Source organism: Variovorax sp. 54, from assembly GCF_002754375.1.
Taxonomy (GTDB): Bacteria; Pseudomonadota; Gammaproteobacteria; order Burkholderiales; family Burkholderiaceae_C; genus Variovorax.
In genome coordinates, this window is sequence record NZ_PEFF01000001.1 from 6333047 (window position 1) to 6355850 (window position 22804).

At 66.3% G+C, this 22804-nt stretch carries 21 protein-coding genes and 3 tRNA genes; 16 read left to right on the forward strand and 8 right to left on the reverse strand.

All coding sequences use genetic code 11. The features are described 5' to 3' along the window. Window positions 1–75 precede the first annotated feature (75 nt). Together ispD and ispF are read left to right on the forward strand one after the other, a co-directional pair. Entirely contained in the window at window positions 76–789 is a 714-nt protein-coding gene (gene ispD, locus CLU95_RS29020; protein ID WP_099796789.1) for a 2-C-methyl-D-erythritol 4-phosphate cytidylyltransferase, read from the forward strand. After that, window positions 786–1277 carry a 2-C-methyl-D-erythritol 2,4-cyclodiphosphate synthase gene (ispF, locus tag CLU95_RS29025; protein ID WP_099796790.1) on the forward strand — a complete coding sequence of 164 codons (492 nt, stop codon included), beginning with the start codon at window positions 786–788 and terminating at the stop codon, window positions 1275–1277. The genes ispD and ispF overlap by 4 nt, the downstream gene beginning before the upstream one ends. 15 nt (window positions 1278–1292) lie before the next feature. Here ispF and CLU95_RS29030 read toward each other — a convergent pair whose 3' ends face one another. Beyond that, window positions 1293–2717 (reverse strand): sensor histidine kinase, encoded by a 1425-nt coding sequence (locus CLU95_RS29030; RefSeq protein WP_099796791.1) that lies wholly within the window; start codon window positions 2715–2717, stop codon window positions 1293–1295. Window positions 2718–2794: 77 nt separating this feature from the next. Continuing rightward, window positions 2795–3526: an osmolarity response regulator transcription factor OmpR gene (gene ompR, locus CLU95_RS29035; RefSeq protein WP_007837017.1), complete on the reverse strand. Its 732-nt coding sequence runs from the start codon at window positions 3524–3526 to the stop codon at window positions 2795–2797. 95 nt (window positions 3527–3621) lie between these two features. Here ompR and CLU95_RS29040 point away from each other — a divergent pair, with 95 nt between their 5' ends. Further along, entirely contained in the window at window positions 3622–4059 is a 438-nt protein-coding gene (locus CLU95_RS29040; protein ID WP_257214760.1) for a hypothetical protein, read from the forward strand. A 54-nt stretch (window positions 4060–4113) separates the two neighbouring features. Next, the gene (locus CLU95_RS29045) at window positions 4114–4821 is read left to right on the forward strand and encodes an SIMPL domain-containing protein (RefSeq protein WP_099796793.1); all 708 of its coding nucleotides are present in this window, start codon (window positions 4114–4116) and stop codon (window positions 4819–4821) included. 58 nt (window positions 4822–4879) lie between these two features. On the opposite strand, the gene CLU95_RS29050 is transcribed toward CLU95_RS29045, so the two are convergent. Beyond that, entirely contained in the window at window positions 4880–5650 is a 771-nt protein-coding gene (locus CLU95_RS29050; RefSeq protein WP_099797520.1) for a 3-hydroxybutyrate dehydrogenase, read from the reverse strand. Between the two features lie 68 nt (window positions 5651–5718). Between CLU95_RS29050 and CLU95_RS29055 the strand changes: the two genes are divergently transcribed. The 6 genes from CLU95_RS29055 (at window position 5719) to rimO (ending at window position 11744) form a co-directional block, all read left to right on the forward strand. After that, window positions 5719–6672: an alpha/beta fold hydrolase gene (locus tag CLU95_RS29055; RefSeq protein ID WP_257214761.1), complete on the forward strand. Its 954-nt coding sequence runs from the start codon at window positions 5719–5721 to the stop codon at window positions 6670–6672. Between the two features lie 58 nt (window positions 6673–6730). Then, complete coding sequence (locus CLU95_RS29060; protein WP_257214762.1) at window positions 6731–8920, forward strand: RelA/SpoT family protein; 2190 nt, start codon at window positions 6731–6733, stop codon at window positions 8918–8920. A 38-nt stretch (window positions 8921–8958) separates the two neighbouring features. Then, a tRNA-Val gene (locus tag CLU95_RS29065) sits at window positions 8959–9035 on the forward strand. A gap of 266 nt (window positions 9036–9301) precedes the next feature. Further along, a complete protein-coding gene (locus tag CLU95_RS29070) occupies window positions 9302–9625 on the forward strand; it encodes a hypothetical protein (RefSeq protein WP_257214763.1) in 324 nt (107 codons plus the stop codon). A gap of 69 nt (window positions 9626–9694) precedes the next feature. Next, on the forward strand, window positions 9695–10255 hold the full coding sequence (gene phaR, locus CLU95_RS29075) for a polyhydroxyalkanoate synthesis repressor PhaR (protein ID WP_099796797.1): 561 nt from the start codon (window positions 9695–9697) through the stop codon (window positions 10253–10255). A gap of 82 nt (window positions 10256–10337) precedes the next feature. Further along, window positions 10338–11744 carry a 30S ribosomal protein S12 methylthiotransferase RimO gene (rimO, locus tag CLU95_RS29080; RefSeq protein WP_099796798.1) on the forward strand — a complete coding sequence of 469 codons (1407 nt, stop codon included), beginning with the start codon at window positions 10338–10340 and terminating at the stop codon, window positions 11742–11744. Between the two features lie 84 nt (window positions 11745–11828). Here rimO and CLU95_RS29085 read toward each other — a convergent pair. After that, window positions 11829–11913, reverse strand: a tRNA-Leu gene (locus tag CLU95_RS29085). Between the two features lie 271 nt (window positions 11914–12184). Further along, window positions 12185–12269: transfer RNA gene (locus tag CLU95_RS29090), tRNA-Leu, on the reverse strand. Window positions 12270–12350: 81 nt separating this feature from the next. On the opposite strand from CLU95_RS29090, the gene rnr reads away from it, so the two are divergent. Continuing rightward, a complete protein-coding gene (gene rnr, locus CLU95_RS29095; protein ID WP_373669908.1) occupies window positions 12351–14621 on the forward strand; it encodes a ribonuclease R in 2271 nt (756 codons plus the stop codon). Window positions 14622–14684: 63 nt separating this feature from the next. Further along, entirely contained in the window at window positions 14685–15449 is a 765-nt protein-coding gene (locus tag CLU95_RS29100) for an SDR family oxidoreductase (protein ID WP_099796799.1), read from the forward strand. A 16-nt stretch (window positions 15450–15465) separates the two neighbouring features. Here the strand turns inward: CLU95_RS29100 and CLU95_RS29105 are convergent, their stop codons facing one another. Then, window positions 15466–16929 carry an NAD(P)H-hydrate dehydratase gene (locus CLU95_RS29105; RefSeq protein ID WP_099796800.1) on the reverse strand — a complete coding sequence of 488 codons (1464 nt, stop codon included), beginning with the start codon at window positions 16927–16929 and terminating at the stop codon, window positions 15466–15468. A gap of 43 nt (window positions 16930–16972) precedes the next feature. Here CLU95_RS29105 and CLU95_RS29110 point away from each other — a divergent pair, with 43 nt between their 5' ends. Further along, window positions 16973–17392 carry a hypothetical protein gene (locus CLU95_RS29110; RefSeq protein WP_099796801.1) on the forward strand — a complete coding sequence of 140 codons (420 nt, stop codon included), beginning with the start codon at window positions 16973–16975 and terminating at the stop codon, window positions 17390–17392. On the opposite strand, the gene CLU95_RS29115 is transcribed toward CLU95_RS29110, so the two are convergent. Both CLU95_RS29115 and CLU95_RS29120 read right to left on the reverse strand, forming a co-directional pair. Further along, a complete protein-coding gene (locus CLU95_RS29115) occupies window positions 17382–18635 on the reverse strand; it encodes a D-amino acid dehydrogenase (protein WP_099796802.1) in 1254 nt (417 codons plus the stop codon). The genes CLU95_RS29110 and CLU95_RS29115 overlap by 11 nt on opposite strands. A 57-nt stretch (window positions 18636–18692) precedes the next feature. Next, window positions 18693–20015 carry an amidase gene (locus tag CLU95_RS29120; RefSeq protein ID WP_099796803.1) on the reverse strand — a complete coding sequence of 441 codons (1323 nt, stop codon included), beginning with the start codon at window positions 20013–20015 and terminating at the stop codon, window positions 18693–18695. Between the two features lie 205 nt (window positions 20016–20220). Here CLU95_RS29120 and rpsB point away from each other — a divergent pair, with 205 nt between their 5' ends. The 3 genes from rpsB (at window position 20221) to pyrH (ending at window position 22802) form a co-directional block, all read left to right on the forward strand. Continuing rightward, complete coding sequence (gene rpsB, locus CLU95_RS29125; RefSeq protein ID WP_095745188.1) at window positions 20221–20976, forward strand: 30S ribosomal protein S2; 756 nt, start codon at window positions 20221–20223, stop codon at window positions 20974–20976. 80 nt (window positions 20977–21056) lie between these two features. Further along, window positions 21057–21980 carry a translation elongation factor Ts gene (gene tsf, locus CLU95_RS29130; protein WP_099796804.1) on the forward strand — a complete coding sequence of 308 codons (924 nt, stop codon included), beginning with the start codon at window positions 21057–21059 and terminating at the stop codon, window positions 21978–21980. A 99-nt stretch (window positions 21981–22079) separates the two neighbouring features. Further along, the gene (gene pyrH / locus CLU95_RS29135) at window positions 22080–22802 is read left to right on the forward strand and encodes a UMP kinase (RefSeq protein WP_099796805.1); all 723 of its coding nucleotides are present in this window, start codon (window positions 22080–22082) and stop codon (window positions 22800–22802) included. Window positions 22803–22804 lie beyond the last annotated feature (2 nt).

The following is a 22804-nucleotide window of genomic DNA, read 5'->3' on the forward strand; positions in this document are numbered from 1 at the left end:
ATGTCAATTCTAGAATGGCGGCCCTTTTCCTGTTTATCTGCTTGTCGGCCATTGGCCCGTGCCGCACCACCCCTCATGTCATCTTCCCGTTTCTACGTGCTGATCCCCTGTGCCGGCTCCGGCCACCGTGCCGGCGGCACGCAGCCCAAGCAGCACCGGCGCCTGGCGGGCCAGTCGATGGTGGCCCACACGGTGGACGCGTTTCGCGCGCTGGCCGGGCGTTTTGCGGGCGTGGCCGTGGTGGTGTCCCCCGACGATCGCGAGGTGCAGACGGCGCTGCCGCGCTTTCCCGCGACCGGCGAGCACCTGCTGCGCGTGGGCGGCCTGACGCGCGCCGCCTCGGTGCGCAACGGGCTGGCGGCACTGCGCCAGAAGGGCGCGGGCGCGCACGACTGGGTGCTGGTGCACGACGCGGCGCGCTGCCTCGTCACCTCCAGCCAGATCGAGGCGCTGATTGCCGCTTGCGAGCACGACGCCGTCGGCGGCCTGCTGGCGCAGCGGCTGGCCGACACGCTGAAGGTCTCGTCGACCGACAGCCGCTCGACCCAGACCCTGCCGCGCGCCGACAAGTGGCTCGCGCAGACGCCGCAGATGTTCCGCATCGGCATGCTGCTCGACGCGCTGGAGCGCGTGGGCGACGTGGTGACCGACGAGGCCAGCGCCATCGAAACCATCGGCCTGGCACCGTTGCTGGTGCCCGGCAGCGCGCAGAACTTCAAGGTCACGTTCCCCGAAGATTTCGCACTGGCCGAGGCGATTCTGCTCGGCCGCAAGAAGGCCATGGCATGACGACGACCCCGTTCAACATCCGCATCGGCGAAGGCTGGGACGTTCACCAACTGGTGGCGGGGCGCAAGCTCATCCTGGGCGGCATCGAGGTGCCGCACACCACCGGCCTGCTTGGGCATTCGGACGCCGACGTGCTGCTGCACGCCATCACCGACGCGCTGCTCGGCGGGGCCGGGCTGGGCGACATCGGCCGGCATTTCCCCGACACCGACGCCCAGTTCCGCGGCGCCGATTCGGCCGTGCTGCTGGCCGAGGCGGCGCGCCGCGTGCGTGCGGCGGGCTGGGAAATCGGCAACGTCGACAGCACCGTGATCGCGCAGGCGCCCAAGCTGGCGCCGCACATCCCGGCCATGTGCCAGCGCATTGCCGACACGCTGGGCATTACGCTCGATCAGGTCAATGTGAAGGCCAAGACGGCCGAGAAGCTCGGCCCGGTGGGCGAGGGGCGGGCGATGGAAGCCCGCGCCGCGGTGCTGCTGCACCGCTGACGCGCCGCGTCTTTCTCAGGCCGCTTGCTGCTTCTTGCCCGGCACGTCGCTGGGCTTGTGGCTGCCCGCCGGCATCGCGCGCGGCATCCGGATGTGGGCCGCGAGGCCCCGGCCCGGCGTGCTGGTGAGCGCAAAGGTGCCGCCCATGCGCTCGATGTTCTTCGCCACGATCGACAGCCCCAGGCCGGCGCCGGCCGCCGAGGTGCGTGCCGCGTCGCCGCGGAAGAAGGGCTTGGTCAGCTGCACGAGCAGGGCGGGCTCGACGCCCGCGCCATGGTCGCGCACCTTGATCAGCACCGCGTCGTTGTTGGCCTGCGCCTGGATCGTGACGTCGGCCACGCCGGTCGACGGCGTCTTGCCGTAGCGCCGCGCGTTCTCGACCAGGTTGGAGATCACGCGCGTGAGCTCCACCTCGTCGCCCATCACCTTCAGGTCGGCGGGCACATCGACGTGGATGTTCATCTCTTCGTAGTCCTGCACGGCGTAGGTGCAGGCGTCGATCACGTCGCGCAGCAGCACGGGGCGCTGGTCGACGTGGTCGGGGCGGGCGTAGTCGAGGAACTTGTCGATGATCGCGTCGAGCTGCGCGATGTCGGCGGCCATGTGGTCGCGCGCGTCTTCGTCGGCCACGCTCATCTCGGTTTCGAGCCGCAGCCGCGCCAGCGGCGTGCGCAGGTCGTGCGAGATGCCGGCCAGCATGATGGCGCGGTCCTGCTCGATCTTGGCAAGCTGGTCGGCCATGCGGTTGAAGCCGATGTTCACCGCGCGGATTTCGTTGGTGCGGGCGCGCTCGTCGAGCCGGTGCGCCTCGTACTCGCCCTCGCGCACCTGCAAGGTGGCGCGCGACAGCTGCTTGAGCGGCAGGTTGATGAGCCGCGTGATCAGCGCCGCGCCGGCGAGCGACAGCGCCATCGCCGTGCTGAGCCAGACCAGCCAGGTGCGCCCGCCCACGCGGCTGAAGCGCGTGGGGTCGAGCAGCAGCCAGTAGGTGTCGCTCTCGATGGTGAAGCCGATCCACAGGCCGGCCTCGTCGTTCACGCGGCTGGCCACGGTGGTGCCTTCGCCGAGTTGGGCGATCAGCTCTTCGGTGACGCGCTCGTCGAGCGCGCCGCTGGTGTAGGGCTGGAAGCGGTCGTTGGGTTCGCGCGGCAGGATGCGCACGCCTTCCTGGTCGGCCAGCGTCTTGATCAGCGAGACCCGCGTGATCGCGTCCGAATACACGAGCGCCGCGCGCGTGAGGTTCACGAGCGAGGCGATCTGGTGTCCGGTCTGGATGGCGCGCGGCTCGTACTCGAGCGAGCGGAAGGTCTGCAGCCAGGCGACCGTGCAACCGATCAGCAGCAGGGCGAGCAGGAAGAAGGTGCGCCAGAAAAGGCTGAAGCCCAGCTTGAGGCCGGGGCGGCGGTCACGTTGCGCGCTCGCTTCGAGCGGGCTCGGCATCGTGACCTGCGCGCCGTCCTCCTGGGCCGGGTCAGGTCGGGCGGAATGGAGGCCGATGGCCACCTCTCAGCGGGGCGTCAGGCCGTGCCGTCCGGCACGAACACGTAGCCCACGCCCCAGACGGTCTGGATGTAGCGCGGTGCCGCGGCGTCGGACTCGACCAGCTTGCGCAGGCGCGAGATCTGCACGTCCAGGCTGCGGTCGAAGGGTTCGAATTCGCGGCCGCGTGCCAGCTGGGCCAGCTTTTCGCGCGACAGCGGCTGGCGCGGGTGGCGCACCAGCGCCTTCAGCATCGCGAACTCGCCGGTGGTCAGCGAGAGTTCTTCGCCGTCCTTCTTCAGGGTGCGCGAGCCGAGGTCGAAGGCGAACGGGCCGAAGGTGACGGTCTCGTTCTCGGTGGAGGGGGCACCCGGCGCTTCGAGCGGCGGACGGCGGCGCAGCACGGCGTGCACGCGGGCCAGCAGTTCGCGCGGGTTGAAGGGCTTGCCGAGGTAGTCGTCGGCGCCGACTTCGAGACCGACGATGCGGTCCACGTCTTCACCCTTGGCGGTGAGCATGATGATCGGCGTGCGGTCGTTGGCGGCACGCAGGCGGCGGCACACCGAGAGACCGTCTTCGCCGGGCATCATCAGGTCGAGCACGATCAGGTCGACCGTGTCGCGCAACAGGATGCGGTTGAGCGCCTTGCCGTCCTCGGCCACGATCACTTCGAATCCTTCCTGTGTCAGGTAGCGGCGCAGGAGGTCGCGGATGCGGGCGTCGTCGTCGACGATCACGATCTTGTCGGTGCGAGCGGGAACTTGAGTCATTTCTACAACGTTGAATTTGTAACAGCGCCGATTCTGAAGGCGTTAGCACCCCATTGCTGCCGAATTCCGTAGTGGTTGACACTAAGTTACACAACTTGCGGACGCTCGCCGTCTGGTCATCCGGGCTTTGCCCGGCGGTGGCACAGTCCGTGCTGCCTTATGACGATTGTTCGATGAGACCTTCTTTTTCTGCCTTGCCTCTGCTTTTTTTCGCTTGCGCTTGTGGTGCGACGTCCGCCGTTCCCGAAGGGTTTTTACGGGTCAGTGAAGGACGCCGCAGCGAAGTGCGCGATGCCGTGGCCGCGCACCGGGCGGCCCAGCGGGAAGAGCAGCGCCGAGGCGAAGCGATCGCCGGGCGCCGTCTCACGGCGGGCGAATTGTTCGAACTGCGGCAGCAGGTCAGGGGGCAGTGGGTGCCCGTGGGAACGGGTGTCCTTTTGAATTCGGCAGAATCACAGCCTGCCGAGCGCATCGTGCCGGCACCGCAGCCCGTCGCCAGTCCGCAAACCGCGCCGCGCAGCCTGCGCCACTGAAGAAGACGGCGCAGGCGAGGGCTTTTCCTCGCATCCACCAGGGAGAAATCTGTCTTGAAGACTGTTCAATTGATCGCGGCCTGCGCCGCGCTGACCTTTGCCGGTGCCACCTTGGCCCAGAATGCCGTCATGCCTGCTCCACAAAACGTGCTCCAGCTGTCGGTCTCCGGCACCGTCGAAGTTCAGCAAGACCTGCTGAGCATGACCCTCGTGACCACGCGCGATGCCGCCGAGGCGGGCACCGTGCAAACCCAGCTCAAGACCGCGCTCGACGCCGCGCTGGCCGAAGCCAAGAAGAATGCACAGCCGGGCCAGCTCGACGTGCGCACCGGCAACTTCAGCCTCTCGCCGCGCTACACCAAGGACGGCAAGATCAACGGCTGGCAAGGTTCGACCGAACTGGTGCTCGAAGGTCGCGACTTCGCACGCATCACCCAGACGGCCGGGCGCATCAGCACGCTCAGCGTGGGCAACGTCGGCTTCGGCCTGAGCCGCGAGCAGCGCGCCAAGACCGAGACCGAGGCACAGAACATCGCCATCGACAACTTCAAGCAGAAGGCCACCGAACTGGCCAAGGGCTTCGGCTTCGGCGGCTACACGCTGCGCGAGGTGTCGGTGAACGCGAACGACAGCGGCCCGATCCGTCCGCGCGTGATGGCCATGCAGGCCAAGTCGTTCTCGGCCGCCGACTCGGCCGTGCCGGTGGAAGCGGGCAAGACCAGCGTGGTCGTGAACGTTTCCGGCTCGGTGCAGCTCAAGTAAGAGGCGTGCAGCGCCGGCGGGCGAGTGCCGCCGGCGTTTTTTGAATGCCTCTGTCTATTTACTGAGCCGTCCAGCCGCCGTCCATGGCCCAGGCGACGCCCCGCACCTGATCGGCTGCGGGAGAGCTCAGGAAGACGGCCAGCCCGCCCAGTTGCTCGACCGTCGTGAACTGCAGCGAGGGCTGTTTTTCCCCCAGCAATTCGTTCTGCGCCTGGAGGGCCGAAATGCCTTCGCGTGCCGCGCGGTCGTCGATCTGCTTTTGCACCAGCGCCGTGAGCACCCAGCCCGGGCAGATCGCGTTGCAGGTGACGCCGGTAGTGGCGGTTTCGAGCGCCACCGACTTGGTCAGGCCGACGATGCCGTGCTTGGCCGCAACATACGCCGACTTCTGCGCCGAGGCCACGAGCCCGTGCGCCGACGCCACGTTGATGATGCGGCCCCAGTTGGCCTCGCGCATCGCGGGAATCGCCAGGCGTGTCGTGTGGAAGGCGCTCGTGAGGTTGATCGCGATGATTGCGTCCCAACGTTCGGTCGGAAAGTCTTCGACCTTGGCGACGTGCTGGATGCCGGCGTTGTTGACGAGGATGTCGACGCGGCCGAACTTCGACGCGGCGAACTTCATCATGTCCTCGATCTGGTCGGGCTTGCTCATGTCGGCCCCGTGGTATTCGGCACGCACGCCGAGCGCCTCGATCTGGGCCTTGGGGGTTTCGGCGTCGCCGAAACCGTTGAGCACGATGTGTGCGCCCTGTTGGGCCAGCGCGGTGGCGATGGCGAAGCCAATGCCACTGGTGGACCCCGTGACAAGCGCGGTTTTGCCTTTGAGCATGAAGATCAATCTCCGGATGAATTAGGATGCAACGAGACCATTATCCGCACCTGAACCCCTCCGTTTCCATGACAGAACCGACCCTTCACGACGTGGCCTGCAACGACGCCCAGGGCGGTCATCGCATGGCCTATTGGCAATGGGGCAACGCGCACAGCGCGCATGTCGTGGTCTGCGTGCATGGGTTGACCCGGCAGGGGCGCGACTTCGACGTGCTCGCGCAGGCCATCGTGGCGCGCGCGGGCGGCGATGTGCGCGTGGTCTGTCCCGATGTTGTCGGGCGCGGGCGCAGCGACTGGCTTCGCGACCCTTCCTTCTATCAAGTGCCGGTGTATGCCGCGGACATGGTGACGCTGATCGCGCAGTTGCACGGCGAGCATCCCATCGACACGCTCGACTACGTCGGCACCAGCATGGGCGGGCTGATCGGCTTCGTGCTGGCCGGCCACAAGGAACTGCCGCTGCCACGGCCCATTCGCCGTTTCGTCGCGAACGATGTCGGCCCCACGGTCGAGCCCGCTGCCATCCAGCGCATCGGCGCGTATGTGGGAAAGAGCGGCCAGTTTCCGAGCGTGCAGGCTGCGGCCGACGCGATGTGGGCCCTGTCGACCACCTTCGGGCCGCACACGCCGGAACAGTGGCGGGCGCTGTCGCAGCACATGGTGGTGCCGGCGTCCGAACGCAGCGCCGACGGTGCCGCCAAGACCGCCAGCGCCAGCCCGGTGGGCGAGGGCGCCTGGGTGCTGCACTACGACCCGGCCATCGGCGTGCCGCTGCGCGCCATCACGCCCGAAATCGCAGCGCAGGGCGGGGCCGTGATGTGGAGCCTGTACGACGCCATCGAAGCGCGCACGCTGCTCACGCGCGGTGCGGTGTCCGACCTGCTGTCCCCCGAGACGGCGGCGGCGATGACGCAGCGCGGGCCGCGTGCCACGCTCGTCGAGTTCGAGGGCGTGGGCCACGCGCCGACTTTCGTCGATCCCGCACAGGTCGCCGTCGTCACGAATTTCCTGTTCGATTGAGGGCATCGTGAAGCGAGAGTCTGGGAACCTTCAGACGGCACCCCTGTCCGACGGCGTCATGGTTGATTACCCGCTGTCGGCCGCCACGGCCGACCGCTCGCCGGTCATGGAGAACATGCTGGCGCGCGCCCGCGCGTTCGCCGAGCCGCTGATCGCCGATGAAAAACTCGACACCGGCGAGAACACGCTGGCGCACGCCGATGCCGTGGCCGCCATCGTCGCGAAGATGGGCGGCTCCGAGGCAATGCAGGCCGCGAGCTACCTCGTGTATTCGTGCCAGCACCTGAACCGCCCGCAGGAGGTGATCGCCAAGGTCTTCGGCGACAACTTCGCGGCGCTCGCGGTTGAGACCACCAAGCTCGTGCGCGTGCAGGAGCAGGCGCGCACGGCCTCGCAAGGGCACCATGGCGAAGGCGCCGGTGCGCAGACCGAGAACGTGCGCAAGATGCTGCTCGCGTTTTCGCGCGACCTGCGCGTCGTGATGCTGCGGCTGGCCTCGCGCCTGCAGACGCTGCGACACGCGGCGGCCAGCAAGCAGCCCGCGCCCGAGAGTGTGGCGCGCGAGTCGCTGCAGGTGTTTGCGCCGCTCGCGAACCGGCTGGGCATCTGGCAGGTGAAGTGGGAGATCGAAGACCTCTCGTTCCGCTTTCTGGAGCCTGACACCTACAAGCTGATCGCGCGGCTGCTCGACGAGAAGCGCATCGAGCGCGAAGGCCACGTCGAGCAGTTGCGCTCGCAGCTGGAGCACGAACTGCAGGCCGAGGGCGTCAAGGCCACGGTGCAGGGGCGCCCGAAGAACATCTACAGCATCGTCAAGAAGATGCGCGGCAAGTCGCTCGATTTCGAGCAGGTCTTCGACATCCTCGCGCTGCGCGTGGTGGTGCAGGACGTGAAGGACTGCTATGCCGCGCTGGCCTGGGTGCACTCGCACTTCCAGCCCATCGACGAAGAATTCGACGACTACATCGCGCGGCCCAAGCCGAACGGTTATCAGTCGCTGCACACGGTGGTGCGCGAGATCGTCGACGGCAAGGTGGGCAAGCCGATCGAGATCCAGATTCGCACCGAGGAAATGCACGACCATGCCGAACATGGCGTGGCCGCGCACTGGGCCTACAAGGAAGCGGGTCACAAGGGCTACGCCGGTGTCTGGGCGAGCGGCGAGTACGACGCCAAGATTGCGGTGTTGCGCCAACTGTTGGCCTGGGAGCGCGATCTGTCGGGCGGGCTGCAGGGGCAGGGCTTGTTCGACGACCGCATCTATGTGCTCACGCCCGATGCCGCCATCGTCGAACTGCCGCAGGGCGCGACGCCGGTCGACTTCGCCTACACGGTGCACACGACATTGGGGCATCGCTGCCGCGGTGCGCGTGTCGATGGCGCGATGGTGCCGCTCAACACGCCGCTGTCGAATGGGCAGACCGTCGAGATCATGGCGGCCAAGGAAGGCGGGCCGTCGCGCGACTGGCTGAATGCAGAGCTGGGTTATCTCGCGAGCCATCGTGCGCGCGCCAAGGTGCGCGCCTGGTTCAACGCGCAGATCACGCACGAGACCGTGGCGCGCGGACGCGAAGCCGTCGAGAAGCTGCTGCAGCGCGAAGGCAAGACGGCCATGCGGCTCGAAGACCTGGCCTCGCAGCTCGGCTTCAAGTCGGCGGACCATCTGTTCGAGGTGGTCGGCAAGGACGAGTTCTCGCTGCGCAACATCGAGACGCTGCTGCGTCCGCCCGAGCCGGCGCTGAATCCCGACGACGGCGTGCAGATCAAGAAGGCGCGCGGCAGCGAGAAGTCGGGCAAGGGCGGCGTGCTCGTGGTGGGCGTGTCGTCGCTGATGACGCAGCTCGCCAAGTGCTGCAAGCCGGCGCCGCCGGATGCCATCCGCGGCTTCGTCACGCGCGGCCATGGCGTCAGCGTGCATCGTGCGGACTGCAGCAACTTCCGCACGATGGCCGCGAAGGATGGCGAGCGCGTGATCGATGTCGAATGGGGCCTGCCGAAGAAGGGCGCCGATGCACCGGTCTACGCGGTGGACGTGGCGGTGGAAGCTGCCGACCGTCAGGGCCTGCTGCGCGATATCTCTGATGTGTTTGCGCGCGAGAAGATGAACGTGATCGGCGTGCAGACGCAGTCGATCAAGGGCACGGCCTGGATGACTTTCACCGTGGAAATCGCCGATGCCGCGCGCCTGACGCAAGTGCTCGGCGTGGTGACGGCAGTGACTGGTGTGCGATCTGCACGTCGGCGCTGAAAAGAGCCATTTCTCCTGCTATACTCGATGCTTCTCTTAGGCGCGTAGCTCAGTTGGTTAGAGCACCACCTTGACATGGTGGGGGTCGTTGGTTCGAATCCAATCGCGCCTACCAAATCAAACACGGGTTGCAGCGATTTCGCTGCAACCCGTTCGTCGTTTGGACGACGTGTTTGTCTTTGGTTCAGCCCGGTCGCCATGAGTGATCGACACAAGCGAAAACCCCTTTCACGGGCGGCCCTTCGCGCGGTACAGGCAACGTCCCTGGGCCATGTGGTTGTGCTACCTTGAGCGGTCTGCCAACCTTCTCGAATTTCCTTGATAAGCGATCTGATGAATACGCGATCAACGTCAGTTGATCGGGCGCACGCCGACCACCGCGTGGCCGCATTGCTCAAGCAAGCCCCTCTCGAATTTGCACGCGCGGTTTACGGCATCAATGACCTTGCTGCTGGCCGCACCGACACCATGGCCGCGCGCGAAGTGGCGCGTGCACAACGACAGGGCATGCCGGTGACCGAAGAGCGCGCCGAGCAGCGCGCGCGCGCCTACCTTCCGACGGTGGGGCAGGAGCATTGCCCTCGGTGCTGGGTTGTCTACGGGCAGAAGATCCCGCTGCGATTCAGGTTGTCGACTCCGGAGCGTCCTGAAACTGCGGCGTGTCATGCGTGTGGCGCCGAGTACGCGACAGCGCAGGACGCGTGAAGAAAAATCGCGGTCAGGGTAAACCTTGTCGCGATGCAGCAAAACCGCTCCCTAGAATCATCCGATGACATGGGCGTCCATGTGAAGGAGTCTGTAGTGCAGAGCAAGAAGTCCGGGGTGAAGCCGGTACAGCGTGTGATCAAGAAGTACCCCAACCGACGGCTCTACGATACGGAGACATCCACGTACATCACGCTGACCGAGGTCAAGCAGCTGGTCATCGCGAACGCGCAGTTCGTGGTGCGCGACGCCAAGACCGGCGACGACCTCACGCGCAGCATCCTGCTGCAGATCATTCTGGAAGAAGAAGCGGGTGGCGCGCCGATGTTCACCGAGCAGGTGCTGGCCAACATCATCCGTTTCTACGGGCAGGCCATGCAGGGCTACATGGGCCCCTACCTCGAGAAGAACATCCAGGCCATGACCGAGGTGCAGGCCCAGCTCACCGAAAAGGCCGAGGGCCTGACGCCCGAGATGTGGTCGCGCTTCATGACCATGCAGTCGCCGATGATCCAGGGGCTGATGGGCAATTACGTCGAGCAATCGAAGAACGTCTTCCTGCAGATGCAGGAGCAGATGCAGAAAAACACCGAGCAGGTGCTGGGCGCCTTTGGCATCAAGCGGCCCTGAGCGCCGCGCGGCGGGCCGCCCGAATGGGGCGACTGTCCGATGAATGCCCCGCTGTCACCGATAGCTGGGACAATAGAGGCCTATGAGCGAAGTTGCCTCCCCTGAACGTACTGTCACGCCGACCGCCCCCAAGGTCGGCTTCGTGAGCCTTGGCTGCCCCAAGGCTCTCACCGATTCCGAATTGATCCTGACCCGGCTGAGTGCCGAGGGATATCAAACCTCCAAGACTTTCGAGGGCGCCGACCTCGTGATCGTCAACACCTGCGGCTTCATCGACGATGCCGTGAAGGAAAGCCTGGACACCATCGGCGAAGCGCTCGCCGAGAACGGTCGCGTCATCGTCACCGGCTGCCTGGGCGCCAAGACCGGCGACCAGGGCGGCAATCTGGTGCGCCAGATGCACCCGAGCGTGCTGGCCGTCACCGGCCCGCATGCCACGCAGGAGGTGATGGATGCCGTGCACGCCAACCTGCCGAAGCCGCACGATCCGTTCATCGACCTCGTGCCGAACACCTTTGGTGTGGCCGGCCTCAAGCTGACGCCGCGGCACTACGCCTATTTGAAGATCAGCGAAGGCTGCAACCACCGTTGCACCTTCTGCATCATTCCCTCGATGCGCGGCGACCTCGTCTCGCGCCCGGTGGGCGATGTGCTCAGCGAAGCCAAGGCCTTGTTCGAAGGCGGCGTGAAGGAGCTGCTGGTGATCAGCCAGGACACTTCGGCCTATGGCGTCGATGTGAAGTACCGCACCGGTTTCTGGGACGGCAAGCCGGTCAAGACCCGCATGCTCGAACTCGTCCGCACGCTGGGCGAGATCGCCGAGCCGTACGGCGCCTGGGTGCGCCTGCACTACGTGTACCCGTACCCGAGCGTCGACGAAATCATTCCGTTGATGGCGAGCGGCCAAGTACTGCCATACCTCGACGTGCCGCTGCAGCACAGCCACCCTGACGTGCTCAAGCGCATGAAGCGGCCGGCCAGCGGCGAAAAGAACCTGGAGCGAATCGCGCGTTGGCGCGAGACCTGCCCCGAACTCGTGATCCGAAGCACCTTCATTGCCGGCTTCCCGGGCGAGACGGAGCAGGAGTTCGAGCACCTGCTCGACTTCATTCGCGAAGCCGAGATCGATCGTGCAGGTTGCTTTGCCTACAGCCCGGTCGAGGGCGCAACCGCCAACGACATTCCGGGCATGCTGCCCGAGGCTGAGCGTGAAGCTCGCCGCGCCCGCTTCATGGAAGTGGCCGAGGCCGTGTCGATCGCCAAGCTGCAAAAGCGCATTGGCTCGACGATGCAAGTGCTGGTCGATTCAGCGCCGGCACTGGGTCGCAAGGGTGGAGTGGGGCGCACGTACGCCGATGCACCGGAGATCGACGGCACCGTTCGCCTCCTGCCGCCCGAGAAGATCAGCAAGACGATGAAGGTCGGTGAGTTCACGCGTGCCCGCATCGTGGGCGCCGAAGGCCACGACCTGATCGCGTTGCCCGTTTGATGCACCTGATTCAAACGGCCAAGAAAAAAGCCACCGGAGGCCGGTGGCTTTTTAAAGAAGACCTGGTAAGGGTCTGTTCAATATTGGTGCCCAGAAGAGGACTCGAACCTCCACGATGTTACTCGCTAGTACCTGAAACTAGTGCGTCTACCAATTCCGCCATCTGGGCTAATTTTGCTTTTCAGCAAAGACTACGATTATATCCACAAATTTGGCGCGATCTTTTCGGTGCGTCGAAATTTCAGCTTCTGCGCGACATGGCTCGTGCAGTGGGTGCATTGCCGAAGGCGGGTGGGTGCAATCGTGCGCGCATGGCCGGCATCGAAGGGCGTGATCTGATGATCACGTCGCCCGTTTGATGCAGTTTCGAGCGGCCATGAAAAAAGCCACCGGAGACCGGTGGCTTCAATCGGATGACCTGGTAAAGGTCTGTTTAAACTTGGTGCCCAGAAGAGGACTCGAACCTCCACGATGTTACTCGCTAGTACCTGAAACTAGTGCGTCTACCAATTCCGCCATCTGGGCCCACATGACTGCAGAAGCAGCCACGTTTTGAATTTCAGGAAAGAAGGAGATCATATCAAAAATAATGTCACTTCCAGCAGCTTGTTGGACGAAATCGAAGGAACTGTTCAAGGACATCGCGACGGACACGGCTTCGTGCAGCGCGACGACGGCGAGGCGGACATCTACCTCCCGCCGAACGAAATGCGCGCGGTGCTGCACAAGGATCGCGTCAAGGCGCGCATCGTGCGACAGGACCGCCGCGGCCGCCCCGAAGGGCGCGTGGTCGAGATCGTCGAGCGACCCGAGCAGCCGATCATCGGCCGCTTGCTGCACGAAGGCGGGATCTGGCTCGTTGCACCGGAAGACAAGCGCTACGGCCAGGATGTCCTGATCCCGAAGGGCGCTACCGGCCCGGCCAAGGTGGGCCAGGTCGTGGTCGTGCAACTCACCGAGCCGCCGGCCTTGTTCGGTCAGCCCGTGGGCCGCGTGAGAGAAGTGCTGGGCGAGATCGACGACCCCGGCATGGAAATCGAAATCGCCGTGCGCAAGTACGGCGTGCCGCATGAGTTTTCTGCGGAGTGCCTGGCACTGGCCAAGGCCCTGCCCGAGAAGGTGCGCCCCGCCGACAAGAAGGGCCGCATCGACCTCACCGACGTGCCGCTCGTCACCATCGACGGCGAAGACGCCCGCGACTTCGACGACGCCGTGTATTGCGAGCCCGCGAAGGTGGGTCGCGGCAAGGGTTGGCGCCTGCTGGTGGCCATTGCCGACGTCAGTGCCTATGTGCAGACCGGCTCGGCCATCGACATCGATGCCTACGACCGCGCGACCAGCGTCTACTTCCCGCGCCGCGTGATTCCGATGCTGCCCGAGAAGCTGTCGAACGGCCTGTGCTCGCTCAACCCCGAAGTCGAGCGCCTGTGCATGGTGTGCGACATGCTGGTCGCGGCCGACGGCGAGATCTACGCCTACCAGTTCTATCCGGCTGTGATGTTCAGCCATGCGCGCTTCACGTACACCGAGGTGGCTGCCATCCTCGGCAACACGCGCGGCCCCGAGGCCGCCAAGCGCAAGGACCGCGTCAAGGACCTGCTGAACCTTGCCGACGTCTACAAGGCGCTGCTCAAGCAGCGCGGCAAGCGTGGCGCGGTCGACTTCGAAACCACCGAGACGCAGATCATCTGCGACGACGCCGGCCGCATCGAGAAGATCGTGCCGCGCACGCGCAACGAGGCGCACAAGATCATCGAAGAGGCGATGCTGGCCGCCAACGTCTGCAGCGCCGACTTCATCTCCGAAGGCAAGCACCCGGGCCTGTTCCGTGTGCACGAAGGCCCGACGCCGGAGAAGAAAGAAATCCTGCGCGGCTACCTGAAGGCCATGGGCGTGGGCTTGAGCATCACCGACGATCCGCGTCCCGGTGAGTTCCAGGCGATCGCCGAAGCCACCAAGGAGCGCCCCGACTCGCAGCAGATCCACACCATGCTGCTGCGCTCAATGCAGCAGGCGATCTACACGCCGTTCAACAGCGGCCACTTCGGCCTGGCCTACGAGGCCTACACGCACTTCACGAGCCCGATCCGTCGCTACCCCGACCTGTTAGTGCACCGCGTGATCAAGGCGATCCTCGGCAAGACGCGCTACCAGTTGCCGATGCTGCCGACACCGGGCGAGGCGCATGCCAAGCTGGCCAAGCGCCTGGCTTCGCGCGTGAAAGCGCCGACGACGAAGCCGCAAAAAGCCACGATCGCACCGACCAAGGAAGTGTTGGCATGGGAAGCGGCGGGCCTGCATTGCAGCGCCAACGAGCGCCGCGCCGACGAAGCCAGCCGCGACGTCGAGGCCTGGCTCAAGTGCAAGTACATGCGCGAGCACCTCGGCGAGGAGTATGGCGGCGTGGTCTCCGCGGCCACCACCTTCGGCATCTTCGTCACGCTCGATGCGATGTACGTCGAGGGCCTGGTCCACATCACCGAGCTCGGCGGCGAATACTTCAAGTTCGACGAGATGCGCCAGGAGCTGCGCGGCGAGCGCACCGGCATTCGCTACGCCATCGGCACGCGGGTGCGGGTGCAGGTGAGCCGCGTCGACCTGGACGGTCGCAAGATCGACTTCCGCCTCGTGCGCGAAGGCGAAGACCTGACCTCGCGGGCCATGAAGGACAAGGGCAGCGCACCGGTGAAAGCGTCGGCCAAGCGGAGCGCCCGCCACAAGGCGGAGGCTGGTGGCGAGTCGCGCTCGGAGCATGGTGGCGGCGGCGCTGCCGTGGCGCCCGCCGGCCCGCAATCGGCGATGCAGGCCTTCAAATCGGCGGTGAAGAAAGCCGCCAACAAGATGCAGGGCAAAGGGCGCAAGCCGCGCCGTGGATGAAATGCGCCGTGCACACTACCGGTTTACCGTGTGTACGGACTCGCTGAAAAGGAGACATGAAGCATGAGCGTGGAAAACAACAAGGGTCGCATCGCGATCGTCACGGGCGCCGGGTCGGGCATCGGCCGCGCGGCCGCGCTGGCCTTGCTGGCGGACGGCTGGAGCGTGGCCCTGGCGGGGCGCCGCCTCGAGCCGCTGGAGCAGGTGGCGGAAGAGTCGGGCGCGGGTGCACGCGCCTTCGCGGTGCCCACCGACGTGGCCAATGCCGACTCGGTGCAGGCGCTGTTCGGTGCCACGGTCGACCGCTTCGGGCGCGTCGACCTGCTGTTCAACAACGCCGGCGTGGGCAACCCGCCGGGCCCGTTCGAGGACTGGACGCCCGAGCAGTGGAAGGGCGTGGTGGACATCAACCTCACCGGCATGTTCTTTTGCATCCAGCAGGCCTTCCGCACGATGAAGGCGCAGACGCCGCGGGGCGGCCGCATCATCAACAACGGTTCGATCTCGGCGACCACGCCGCGGCCGAATTCCGCGGCCTACACCTCGACCAAGCACGCGGTCGAAGGGTTGACCAAGACGGCGTCGCTCGATGGCCGCAAGTACGACATCGCCGTGGGGCAGGTGGACGTGGGCAATGCCATGACCGAGCTGGCCGCGCGCATGGCCACCGGCGTGCCGCAGGCCAGCGGCGAGCTGGCAATCGAGCCGCTGATCGACGTCAAGATCGTCGGCCAGTCGGTGCTCTACATGGCGAACCTGCCGCTGGAGGCCAACGTGCTCTTCCACACCATCATGGCGACGAAGATGCCCTTTGTCGGGCGCGGCTAAGCCCTGCGCACTGCGCTCAGGCGGGCGCGCGGCGCGCCAATGCGCCTGCCGTGAGCGGCGCCGCATCGGCCGGCCATGTGTCGGCGATGTGGCCGTGCTGCCAGGCGGCTTCGCAGGCCGCCTCGAATGCGGGCTGACGCATCGCGAGCGCCGCGCCGATCATGCCGGCGAGTACATCGCCTGTGCCTGCGGTGGCAAGGCGGGCATTGCCGGTCGGGTTGATGGCCGGCGGCTTGTCGCCCGCATCGGCAATCACCGTTCCCGAACCTTTGAGCACCGTCACCGCACCGAAGCGCAACGCCAGCGCGCGGGCTGCAGCCAGGCGGTTGGCCTGCACACCGCCCGTCGTGTCGCCGAGCAGGCGCGCGGCTTCCAATGGATGCGGCGTGAGCACGGTGGGGGTGCCAGTCTGGCCTCTCGCGATCAGTTGCGTTTGAAGCGACGAGTCGGCGGCGATGGCGTTGAGCGCATCGGCGTCGAGCAGCACTGCAGCGGCCGTCGACAGCACGCGCGGCAGCAGCTCGCGCACGGCATCGCCGCCACCGCAGCCGCACACGACCGTCATGCCCGCGAGGTCCAGCGCATGGGCGTCGCGCAGCATCAACTCGGGCTGCGACGTGTCGACCGGCGCTGCGCGGGGATCGAGCAATCCGACGAACACGCGTCCCGCGCCCGCATGGAGGGCCGCCGAGCCGGCCAGCAGCGCGGCGCCGGCCATGCCTGAAGCGCCACCGATCACCGCGACATCGCCGTAGCTTCCCTTGTGCGAGGCGTGGGTGCGCGGCCGGGTATCGGGCGTGCCTGCAAGGCGGGCTGTCGGTCGCTCCTGGACGAAAGCACTGCAGCCCAGGTCATCGAACCACACCGTGCCGGCCGCATCGCGGCCTTGGGCCGTGAACAGGCCGGGCTTCAGCGTGAGGAAGGTGAGGGTGGCGCGGACCGATTGCGATGGGTGATCGGTGCCGGAAGGCAGCGTGCCGGTGTCTGCACCAAGGCCGGAAGGCACATCGAGACTGAGCACCGGCTGCGCGCCTGCATGCATCCGCGCAATCCATTCGGCCATCGTGCCGGAGGGCGGGCGGGTAGATCCGATGCCGAGCAGCGCATCCACTGCCAGTTCGAAGCTCGACGGTGGCTCCGAAGCGAAGGTGACGCCCGCATCGCGCGCACGTTGCAGCGATGCCTTGGCATCCGGCGGCAGCCGGCTTTCATCGCCCACGAAAGTGACGACCGGAAAGAAGCCCCGGTGCCGCAACTGCGCCGCAGCTTCAAAGCCGTCGCCGCCGTTGTTCCCGGGGCCGCACGCGATCCAGATCGTTCGCGCGTGCGGCGCAAGCGCCATCGCAAGCCGTGCCGCCGCGAGGCCTGCGCCCTGCATCAGCGTGTGAGCGGGCAGGGCGGAGGCTGCTGCCTGCTCGATGCGGCGCGTGGCGGCGATGTCGAACAGATCGGCGGCGCTTGCAGACGTGATGCGATGCATCGATCCATTGTGCCGCTGACGCCGTGCCTCCTATCATCGACCGATGACGCTCAAGACCTTTGGCTGGTTGTTTGTTCTGCTGCTGGCGTGTCTTGCCGGCTTCATCGCCACGGCCGCGGCGACGATCGCCGGTGCGGCCTGGGCGGTCGGCCTGCTGATCGTGGTGTGGGCGCTGCTCCTGCTGGCCGAGGTGTTGCGCCGGGTGCCGCTGCGCGACGTCGCCTGGGCGCTGGGCGTGGGCTACGGCGTCGGCGTGATCCGGTGGCTCGATGTGCCGGTCGAGGCGGGTTCCGGCACGCAGTGGCTGATGCTGGGCGTGGACCTGCTGGTGCTGGTGTTCTTCGGACTGATTGCGCCGGCTGTCCTGGGGTTGATCGCCCAACGATGGGCGCCCCGGCCCGAACTGCCGACGGAAAAACCGGCCAGCCCGGAGCAACTGCGCCGTTGGGGTCCTAAAGACTGAGGCGTTCGATCCCCAGGCCTTCGAGGTCGATGCCGGGGTCTTGTCCTGCGATCAGGTCGCCGAGCACGCGCGCGCTGCCGCACGACAGCGCCCAGCCGCTCGACCCGTGGCCCAGGTTGAGCCACACGCCGGGGATGCCGCTGGCACCCAGCACCGGCGGGCCGTCGGGCAGCATCGGTCGGGCGCCTTTCCATTGCTGGATGCCCGATTGCAGCGTGGCCGCGCCCGGAAACCAGTCGTGCAGCACCTTGTAGAGCGTCTGGATCGCGGCCGGGCTCATGGCGTCGGGCGAGCCGCCGATCTCGGCGCTGCCGGCCACGCGCACGCGCTGGCCCAGGCGGGAGATCGCGACCTTGTAGCGCTCGTCCATCACTGCGCTGCGCGGCGCGTTGAGCGGCTCGCGCACCGGGGCGCTGACCGAGTGGCCGTAGACCGGCGCCAGCGGAATGCGCAGCCCCAGCGGACGCAGAAGCGCGGCGGACGACAGGCCGGCGCACACCACGATGGCGTCGAACTGCAGCGCGTCCGAACCACTGGCGAGCGTCAGCGACGTGGGGGCCGCGCGGCTCAGCGGTGCGATGTCGCAATTGAAATGAAACTGCGCGCCCAGCGCCTCGGCCTCCCACTTGAGCAGCAGCGCGAACTGACGGCAGTTCGCGACCTCGTCTTCCGGCAGGTGGATCGCGCCTGCCAGCGGGGTGTCGGGGTTGAGCGCGGGCTCGATCAGGCGGGCCTCGTCGGCGTCGACCTCGCGGAACACGCTGCCGGCCGAGCGCAGCACTTCCAGGCCGGGCTGGATCAGTTTTTTCTCGCGCTTGGAGCGCAGCAGCACCAGGTAGCCGTCGCTGCGTTCGTAGCTCAGCTCGCGCGCTTCGGTCACCGCGTGCAGCCGGGTGCGGCTGTAGAAGGCCAGCCGCTGCATGCGGGCGCGGTTGGCCAGGTAGGTTTCGAGCTTGCAGGCCTTCTGCCAGCGTGACATCCAGCCGAGGTCGCGTGTGCTCAGCGGCCAGCGCAGCTTGATGGCGCCGTGCGAGGACAGCAGCGAGCGCAGCACCTTGCCGCGCATGCCCGGTGCGGCCCACGGTGTGACGTAGCCGGGGGCCACCACGCCGGCGTTGGCGAAGCTGGCCTCCTCGGCGGCGGCGCCGCGGCGCTCGAACACGGTCACTTCATGGCCGTCGGAAACCAGTTCCCAGGCGGTGGTGACGCCGACGATGCCGGCGCCCACGATCGCGATTTTCATTGAAATGTTCTAGATAAAAGAGGCGGCTGACGCCCGCGGGACGGGCGGTGACAGCTGTTATTTCTGTAGCACGCGTTCGGCCTGGAGCGCCACCGCGAGCACGGCGTCGTCGTGCATCGCGCCGTGCCACAGCATCAGGCCGACCGGCAGTTCGTCGGCGACGTGGCAGGGCAGCGAGATGGCGCAGCCGTCGAGCATGTTGACGATCGACGGGTTGCGCAGCAGCAGCGCATTGACGCGGAAGAACTCGTCGTCGCGCTCGGCGCCCGGTGCCACGCTGGCGATCGGCGGCGCAGTAATCGGCACGGTCGGCGACAGCACGGCGTCGAACGACGCCAGCGCCTTTTCGACGCGGGCGATCCAGTCGCGGCGGGCGTGGATCAGGTCGATGTACTCGTGCGCCTTCATGCCGGCGCCGCGCAGGATGCGCTGCGCCACGCGCGGGTCGTAGCCAGCGCCGCTGCGCTCCAGCAGCAGCCGGTGCCAGGCGTACGACTCGGCCGCCGAGAAGCCACCGGTGGCATTGATGGTCTGCAGATCGGCCAGCTCGGGCAGGTCGATCTCCTGGATATGGGCGCCCGTGGCGCGCAGGGTGGCCAGGGTGCGCTCGAAGGCTGTGGCCACGGCGGGCTCGACGTCGTCGAGGAAGACGTTCTTCACGACGGCCAGCCGGTAGCCCGACAGCGGCACCGAGCCGGGCGTCACCGGCCGCGCCGAAAGGATTTCGTGCGCGGTGATGGCGTCTCGCACCGAGCGGGTCATGGCGCAGACGGTGTCGAGCGTGGTCGACAGCGGCAGGGCGCCGTCGGCCGGCGTGAGGCGGGCGGTGTTCTTGAAGCCGACGATGCCGTTCAGCGCGGCCGGAATGCGGATCGAGCCGCCTGTGTCGGAGCCCAGGCCGATGAAGGCCGCGCCGCTCGCCACCGAGATCGCCGCGCCGGACGATGAGCCGCCCGGAATGCGCGGCGTGGCGGTGTCGCTCACGTTGGCTGGCGTGCCGTGGTGCGGATTGACGCCGACGCCGGAAAAGGCGAACTCCGTCATGTTGGTGCGCCCGGTCAGCACGCCGCCGGCGGCGCGCAGTCGCGCCACGGCGAGCGAATCGGTCGGGGCGGCCGGCGCATGCGAGAGAACGGCCGAACCGGCGGGTGTCGGCTGGCCGGCGACATCGAACAGGTCCTTGCTGGTGAAGGCGAGCCCGGCGAGGTGGCTTTCGGGCGCCGATGCGGCGGCGGCCACGCGCGCTTCGTCGAACATCGTGCGGGTGAAAACGTGGGCGCAGGCCGGGGATTCGGAGAGGGCGATGGCGCGCTCCATTTCGGTGCGCGCATCGGAATCGCCAGCCAGAAGGGTGAGACGGGTGGCGTGAAGGTCGTTCATGGCTTCGAGGGTACCTTGGAACGGCTCGGTTCGAGGGAGGAGGGGGTGGCCGCCGTGCTATACTCTTTGGGTTTCGCTGGTTATGCGACAGTTTTGTCGCCGCCAGTCAAGCACATCCGCAAACCGGCCCAATCAAGGTGTTGCGACCCCGTCGAAGGGGCGCAAAACGGGCTGGATTTTAGACCCAACCTTTGGAGTAAATTCAATGTCGACCACCATGCGCGAAATGCTGGAAGCCGGTGTCCACTTCGGTCACCAAACCCGCTTCTGGAACCCCAAGATGGCTCCGTTCATCTTCGGTCACCGCAACAAGATTCACATCATCAACCTGGAAAAGTCGCTCCCGATGTTCCAGGATGCGATGAAGTACGCCAAGCAACTCACGGCCAACCGCGGCACGATCCTGATGGTCGGCACGAAGCGCCAGGCCCGTGAAATCGTTGCTGCAGAAGCTCGCCGCGCCGGCGTGCCTTTCGTCGACACCCGCTGGCTCGGCGGCATGCTGACCAACTTCAAGACCGTCAAGACCTCGATCAAGCGTCTGAAGGACATGAAGGCCCAGCAAGAAGCCGGCCTCGACAGCCTGAGCAAGAAGGAGCAGCTCACGTTCTCGCGCGAAATCGCGAAGCTTGAGAAGGACATCGGCGGCATCCAGGACATGGCTGCGCTGCCGGACGCGATCTTCGTGATCGACGTGGGCTTCCACAAGATCGCCGTGGCCGAAGCCAAGAAGCTCGGCATTCCGCTGATCGGCGTGGTTGACTCCAACCACTCGCCCGAAGGCATCGACTACGTGATCCCCGGCAACGACGACTCGTCGAAGGCTGTCACGCTGTACGCCCGCGGCATCGCCGACGCCATCATCGAAGGCCGCAACAGCGCCGGCGGTGACGTGGTCAAGGCCGTTGCCGAAGGCAATGGCGACGAATTCGTCGAAGTCGAAGAAGGCGCTTCGGCCTGATTGGTGCTCTCGCGAGCCTGAAGAAGGGGCTTTGGTGCCCCTTTTTTTAACCTGATTTTTGGATTTACGGAGATACACAAATGGCTGCAATCACCGCAAGCATGGTCGGCGAACTGCGCGCGAAGACCGATGCGCCCATGATGGAATGCAAGAAGGCCCTGACGGAGGCCGACGGCAACATGGAAAAGGCCGAAGAGCTGCTGCGCATCAAGCTCGGCAACAAGGCTGGCAAGGCATCGGGTCGTGTCACCGCTGAAGGCGTGGTCACGGCTTTCGTCGACGGCGCTGCCGGCGGCATGATCGAAATCAACTGCGAAACCGACTTCGTCACCAAGAACGACAGCTTCCTGGCCCTGGCCAATGCTGCTGCGATGCTGGTGGCCAAGAACAACCCCGCAGACATCGCTGCACTGGGTGCGCTGGCCTACGAGCAAGACGGTTTCGGCCCCACGCTCGAAGACGTGCGCAAGAGTCTGATCGGCAAGATCGGCGAGAACATGAGCTTCCGCCGCTTCAAGCACTTCACGGGCAACGGCAAGCTGGCGTCGTACCTGCACGGCACGCGCATCGGCGTGATGGTCGAGTTCGAAGGCGACGACACGTCGGCCAAGGACGTGGCAATGCACATCGCCGCCATGAAGCCGGTCGCCATCCAGGCATCGGACGTGCCTGCCGAGCTGATCGAAAAAGAGCGCGCCGTGGCCGCTGGCAAGGCTGAAGAAGACCGCAAGGTCGCCGAAGCCGAAGGCAAGAAGCCGCAGCCGGCCGACATCGTTGCCAAGCGCATCGAAGGCGGCGTGCAGAAGTACCTCAAGGAAGTCTCGCTGCACAACCAGCCGTTCGTGAAGAACGACAAGCAGACCGTCGAGCAGATGCTCAAGGCCGCCGACACCACGATCAAGGGCTTCACCCTGTACGTGGTCGGCGAAGGCATCGAGAAGAAGGTCGACGACTTCGCCGCAGAAGTCGCCGCCCAAGTCGCTGCTGCCAAGGCTGCCGCCTGATCCGGCTGTCCTGCAAGCGGCGGTGCGCAACAGCGTGCCGCCGCTTTTTCACCGCCACGTTTTACACTCGCCCCCGCCAACCCTCTAAGGAAAATGCCCATGTCTGATGCCCGCCCAGCCCACAAGCGAATCTTGTTGAAGCTGTCGGGTGAGGCACTGATGGGCGATGACGCCTTCGGCATCAACCGCGCGACCATCGTTCGCATGGTCGAAGAGGTGGCCGAGGTCGTGCACATGGGCGTCCAGGTGGCGGTCGTGATCGGCGGCGGCAACATCTTCCGCGGTGTCGCGGGAGGCTCTGTCGGCATGGACCGCGCCACGGCCGACTACATGGGCATGCTGGCCACCGTCATGAACTCGCTGGCACTCGCCGACGCGATGGACAAGCAGGGCCTCGTGGCCCGCGTGATGTCCGCCATTGCCATCGAGCAGGTGGTCGAGCCCTACGTGCGCCCCAAGGCCCTGCAGTACCTCGAAGAGGGCAAGGTCGTGGTGTTCGCAGCCGGCACCGGCAACCCCTTCTTCACGACCGACACGGCCGCTGCGCTGCGCGGTGCCGAAATCGGCGCCGAGCTGGTGCTCAAGGCGACCAAGGTGGACGGCGTGTACACGGCCGACCCGAAAATCGACCCGCATGCAACCCGCTACGCTTCGTTGACTTTCGACGAGGCGATTGCCAAGAACCTCGGCATCATGGACGCCACGGCCTTCGCGCTGTGCCGCGACCAGAAGCTACCGATCAAGGTGTTCTCGATCCTCAAGAACGGCGCCCTCAAGCGCGTCGTGATGGGCGAGGACGAGGGCACGCTGGTGCATGCCTAGGA